6 protein-coding genes and 1 pseudogene are annotated in these 5,443 nt (G+C 63.8%); 2 read left to right on the top strand and 5 right to left on the bottom strand.

Annotated elements, in window-relative coordinates:
• Window positions 1-303 (top strand): annotated as a pseudogene (locus A2J03_RS02380) (phosphate acetyltransferase); the annotation flags it as partial.
• A gap of 220 nt (window positions 304-523) precedes the next feature.
• Here A2J03_RS02380 and A2J03_RS02375 read toward each other — a convergent pair.
• From A2J03_RS02375 to A2J03_RS02355, 5 genes are all read right to left on the bottom strand, one after another.
• Window positions 524-760 (bottom strand): hypothetical protein, encoded by a 237-nt coding sequence (locus tag A2J03_RS02375; RefSeq protein ID WP_068369228.1) that lies wholly within the window; start codon window positions 758-760, stop codon window positions 524-526.
• Window positions 754-1,410: a TetR/AcrR family transcriptional regulator gene (locus A2J03_RS02370; protein ID WP_068369226.1), complete on the bottom strand. Its 657-nt coding sequence runs from the start codon at window positions 1,408-1,410 to the stop codon at window positions 754-756. Before A2J03_RS02370 ends, A2J03_RS02375 begins: the two co-directional genes overlap by 7 nt.
• A 12-nt stretch (window positions 1,411-1,422) precedes the next feature.
• Entirely contained in the window at window positions 1,423-2,670 is a 1,248-nt protein-coding gene (locus A2J03_RS02365; RefSeq protein WP_068369224.1) for a hypothetical protein, read from the bottom strand.
• A gap of 11 nt (window positions 2,671-2,681) precedes the next feature.
• A complete protein-coding gene (locus tag A2J03_RS02360; protein ID WP_231912326.1) occupies window positions 2,682-3,731 on the bottom strand; it encodes a hypothetical protein in 1,050 nt (349 codons plus the stop codon).
• 124 nt (window positions 3,732-3,855) lie between these two features.
• Complete coding sequence (locus A2J03_RS02355; protein WP_068369223.1) at window positions 3,856-4,509, bottom strand: TetR/AcrR family transcriptional regulator; 654 nt, start codon at window positions 4,507-4,509, stop codon at window positions 3,856-3,858.
• 105 nt (window positions 4,510-4,614) lie between these two features.
• Here A2J03_RS02355 and A2J03_RS02350 point away from each other — a divergent pair.
• On the top strand, window positions 4,615-5,443 hold an 829-nt coding region (locus A2J03_RS02350; RefSeq protein ID WP_156520152.1), incomplete at its 3' end, for an MFS transporter.

The following is a 5,443-nucleotide window of genomic DNA, read 5'->3' as shown; positions in this document are numbered from 1 at the left end:
GCCGTCTTGCGGTTGCGCTCGAAGGTCAAGGCCGGTTACCCCGGCAAGAAGGCTTACTACATCGCAGCGTCGACCGATCCGAATGGGATCAGGGTCGAGGGAATTTCAGCCCTGCAGGGCAAGCGCGCCCACGAATTGGTGCGAGACGGCGGGTGGATGCACGCGGATTCCAGCACGGTGCTCGATCTTCTCGATGACGATCAGATCAGTCGGTACATAGCCGTCGCGGGACGCGGCGTAGCGCAGACATTTCGAGATTCGCGTGAATATCTCTCAGCGGCAATAGGTCTCGCCGAAAAATAGACCAAGGCAGCAGCGCAGAAATCCGGACTGTCGTGACACGAATTTCAGGGACGCGCAAACTCGGCGTGCCCGCACCTCCCGCAGGGGCGACCGCGCACCACCGGCAGATGGGTGGGTGCACCTCCGGTGCGGCGCGGGCGATTGGTTGCCGGGACCGGGGTGGCACGCGCACGGTCACCCCGGTCCCGACTGTTCTACTCGGCCAGTAGAAGATCTGCGCTCAGGTCGCGACCGAGGGATGCGGTTTGCCGAGCCAGTGCTGCAGCTGAGCGCCGAATTCGCGCTGGAAGGGCAGTGGGCACTTCTCGAGTGCCCAGGTTTCGTCGTATATCGCGATGAACGGCGTCAGGTTGAGGAAGAAGTGTGCGCCCATCTCGAACAGTGCCACGTAGTCATGGTTGACGAGGGCGTCGCGTTCTTCGTCGGTGACATGGTCAGACCACTTGTCCTTCAGCAACTCTCAGCGGTCGTGGCCTCAACGTGATTCGGTTCGACTGGCTTCAAGCGCGACGGGGGGAGTACAGGCGGGCAAACCCAGCGGCGGATGAACTGACGAAGGTCGTCGTCCGACCGCGGCGGATCCGCGGGGTACTGCAAGAAACTGAGCCACACCCGCATGACAATCTCTGCCATACCTGACATGGCATCGTCGTCGAATCCGTGCGATTCCCAGTCGACGTCGAGTCGACGCAGCATCTGGGCGCCGAGTTCGACGGCGCCGGCCGAGGTCGCCTCGCGGGTGAAGAAGTCGGTTTCTCCGGCCCTCACCATCAATCCGATCGCGGGCTCGTCAGGCAGTACCCGGAGGCAGTAGATGATGGTCTCTGTGATCGCCTCGGCGGGGGTGTGTACATCGGCGAGGTCTGCCTTCATCCGATCAAGGAAATCGGAGGCGCCAGCTTTCGCCACGGCCACTAACATTTCGTCCACCGATGAGTAGTAGCGATAGACGGTCTGCCTGGTGACACCCAACTCGGTGGCAACGTCGACCAGCCGGGTCTTCTGAGCGCCGTAGCGTTCTACACAGTTCGCCGCGGCGCTCAGAATCCTGGCCCTGGCCTCGTCGGAGTCCCGGGGTAGATTGCCCTGCCACCCACGGGTTCTCATGCGCCCATGCTCTCATACGTCTGACGTGGACCGCGTTCCAACGCCTGCCGGGCTCCCGTCGGCCGCGCGCCTTGCCCGACTCAGAGCGACGACCAAAACACCGATCGCAACGACGAGACAGGCAACTACGTACGGGAGGCTCCCGATCGGCGTGTTATCGGCGGTTATGCCCTCCTTCGCGTCGAAGAACGCCGGCAGCGCGGTGAGCCACAGCACCACGTGCACCCCGAGGAACAGGATCGGGAACACGATAAGGAAGGGACGGGCGCTACGAGCATCATCGACGCCGGCCATCGGGTCGCTACGCAGGCGGCGCCACTGGGAGTACAGCAGCGCCAGTCCGATTCCCCAGACAAGGGCCATCTCGATCCAGTACACGATAGTCTGCGCGTCCTGGTTCGCGTTCTCGTCGCGACCGAACAACGCCGTCGGGATGGACATCAGCGGCATGCTGATGACGGCCACAACACCGGAGACGACGATTCGCCACGTCAGCGACCACCCGCGCGGGGTTCGCCCCTGCAAGGTCGGGATTCTCACCAGGCGCACAGAGAGGTAGACGAGCACAGCGAAGGAGACTGTCGCAAACAGCCACACGCTCCCCCACGGCACCGAGGCCAGAGTGGGCACCGCCGCTGGGTTGCCGAGCTCGTCGGGGGTTATGCCCTGGGCTCGGAGTTGGTCGAGCGTTTCGCGGTAGTACGGCGAGTCGACGTTCCAGGCCCACCACTCGAGCTGCGGGCCGAGCTGATCGAAGATCTCATAGAAGGTTTGGAAGACCAGGGCCAGTACCAGCGAGCCACGCAGCGCCGAGCTCTTGGAGCCGCCGAAGAAACCCCACGCCCGCACGATCTCGTAGGCGAGCTGACTAACGGCCGGGTAGAAGGCGACGATGTAAAGCGGCAAACGGTCGAACATGAAGGTGACCGTAAAGACGTTGTGGGAGAACATGAATCCCATTGCCTCTTCGGCGTGAAACCAGTTCGGGAAGTACAGCGGCGGCTCGATCACGAACAGGTAGACCAACGAGCCGATCCACACGGCCAGGTTCGTCGGGTCTCCCTCGCGGCGCAGTCGGCGGATCGCGTGGATCAGCGCGAGGATCGCGCCGAGGATGATCGTGACCTCCAGGACCGGTTGCGTCCAGTTTGCCAGGTCAGCCGGATTGCGAATGGTGACAAAAGGATTGGCGCCCTCGCAGTCGAAGCCGAGATAACTGGTGATGATAGACGGGACGTCGCCCGGGGTGCACACTGCCATCGTTTACGTCCCTACTTCCCTGCCGCGGCCGAGACCGCCGCGAACTCGCCCCGAGGGGTCCCCTGAGGAATTACCAGGGCCCGTCCTGCCGGATGCGGCTTCCCGTCGCGCCAGATGTCCGACGGTGGATCCTGCTGGTTGTCGGTGCCGATCGGCAGTTTGGTGCGTTTGGCAGCTCGTTTGACCGCGAACCACGCCAGACCGGCGAGGACGCGGGGGTTCTTGACCATCGTCGTGACCGCCTCATCCAAGTTGAAGACATCGGCGAAGTGCTGGGCGACAACCTCGTCTTCACGCGTGGTGGCCGAGATGTGGTTGAAGATCGGCCAACTGGCGCGGCCGGCGAGCTGTTGCCGCCAGCGCGGCGCGATGTCGGTGCCCTCAGCGTTCTCGTATCCCTGGTCGCGGGCCAGCGCCAGCGTCCAGATGTCGTCGAGCAACTTCCGTTGCGAGGCGAAGTAGTCCTTGGTGAACGCGCTGTCGACGTCAGCGGCGGCGGCGAGCTTGTCGCGCAACAGAACCGCCGACTTCGACGCCGAGCTCATGCCCTGCGCGTAGAACGGGTTGAACCCACACACCGCGTCTCCGAGGGCAACCAGGCCGGCGGGAGGATTCTCCAGTGCGTCGTACCGGCGACGCTTGTTGCCGGTCGACTTGGTCACGAACACCTTGGAGATCGGCTCGCACAAATCCACCGCGCGGCCGAAGGCCGGAGCGCGCACCTTGTGGACGGTTTCCATGAAATCGTCTTCCTTGCGTGGCATCGGTTGTCCCCACGATCCCATCGTCACCAGCACCCGTTCGCCCTCGATAGGGAAAATCTGGCACAGGAAGTCGTGTTCGATCGGGTGCGGCTTGGTGTCCGACGTCGGCATCACCGACATCTGCGCCCACCACCAGCTGTCCGGCAAATCTGCCGGCTTCTGAAACCACCGTGAGACGTAGGTGACTCCCGCGTCCAACGACTGCACGGGGCTCTCGGGCCACCCGGCCCTGACCAACCAATTCGAGACCGCCGATCCTCGACCGAGGGTGTCGATGACCAGATCGGCGTCAATCATGGAAGGGGCCTGGGGTGGCAAGGAAGTCATTCACCGTGAACGATCTCATCGAGAACGCCTCAACGGTGTGGGGGACGATTCTCGACGCGGCGATGCCGTCGGGAACCGGTTCGTCGAGCGGATGTCAGGGGCCGGAACCCGTCGCCGCCTCCGCGGCCTCGGCTCGGCTCAGTGGCGGGGGTGCGCCGACGTCGACGGGGGTTGCACTCGGAGTGCGCAGACCGTCGATCATCATCTGCAATGTTCGACGCCACAGTGCGGGGTGGGCGTCGCCTCCGAAGCTTCGAACCGCCTGGACGGCAGTGAGAACGAGAACGAAGTCGCTGGGCGCAAACGACTCTCTGAGCCATCCCGACGCCTTGGCCCGATCGGTCAGGGTCTCTATCGGTGCCTCTATCCGGGACATGATCGATCTGTCTGCGCCCGCATCTTTCGCCCCGGACAGCAGTAGTTCACGCAGGCCCTTGTTCTCGGCAAGAACTGCGCACACCTCGACGCAGTGGTTCAGGAATGCGGCACCGGCGTCGTCCTCGGCCGCGGCGCGTTCTGCCATGGCAACCATCTGATCGGCCTTCTCGGCAAACAGTGCCGCAATCAAGGCTTCCTTGCTGCCGAACCGCCGGTACACGGTCCCGACTCCGACGCCGGCGCGGTCCGCCACATCCGCCATCGACACATCGAGGCCGCGTTCGGCGAACACTTCCATCGCGGTGGTCGAGATTCGCTCGACGTTGCGCGCAGCGTCCCGCCGCAGACCGGGATTCGTGTCGCTCGTCATAACCGCAGTCTACCAATCCGGAATGACATCGTCCGTTTTTTGGTTTAGTCTGTGATCGAAGCGGACGAACCCATTCCGTTTAAGTGGTGGAGCGAAGGGCGGATCATGACGAACAAGACAACGCGGGTCGACGGCAACACTCGGTGGTGGGTTCTCGGAGTCCTCGCACTGACGCAGTTGGTGATCGTCCTCGACGCGACCATCATGAACATTGCCCTGCCTGAAGCTCAGAAGGCTCTGGGATTCGACGACAATGGCAGGCAGTGGATCGTCACCGCCTACTCGTTGACCTTCGGTGGACTCCTGCTCGTCGGGGGTCGCGTCAGCGACCTCTTCGGACGCAAGCGGTCCCTCATCGTCGGACTGGTCGGCTTCGCTGCTGCATCCGCGCTTGGCGGGTGGGCACAGAGCTTCGAGGTTCTGGTCGCCGCACGCGCAATGCAAGGCGTGTTCGGCGCGCTACTCGCCCCGGCAGCCCTGTCTCTGCTGACCGTGACGTTCGCCGACAGCAAGGACCGCGCCCGCGCGTTCGGCATCTACGGCGCCATCTCCGGTGCGGGCGGTGCCATCGGCCTGCTCCTCGGCGGCGTACTGAGCGAATACCTGTCCTGGAACTGGTGCCTCTACGTCAATGTCATCATCATCGCGGTTGCCGTCGTGGGTGCAGTCAAGCTCCTGCCCGCCACGGAAGAGTCCGCTGGGGACAAGCCCCGCCTGGACATCGTCGGAGCAATCCTCGTCACCACCGGGTTGTTCTCTCTCGTCTACGGCCTGGCCAACTCCGAGACCAGCGGGTGGACCGACACCTGGACGCTCACGTTCATGGGAGCGGGAGTCGCGCTGCTCGCCGCGTTCGTCGTCGCGCAAACCAGAGTCGCGCACCCCTTGCTGCCCATGCGGGTGTTGCTCGACCGGTACCGCGGCACGTCCTACC

The sequence above is a fragment of the Rhodococcus sp. EPR-157 genome, from assembly GCF_001647195.1.
In the GTDB taxonomy this organism is placed as follows: Bacteria; Actinomycetota; Actinomycetes; order Mycobacteriales; family Mycobacteriaceae; genus Rhodococcoides.
The sequence above is the reverse complement of the archived record's forward strand: the minus strand, read 5'-3'. Positions and strand labels throughout refer to the sequence as shown.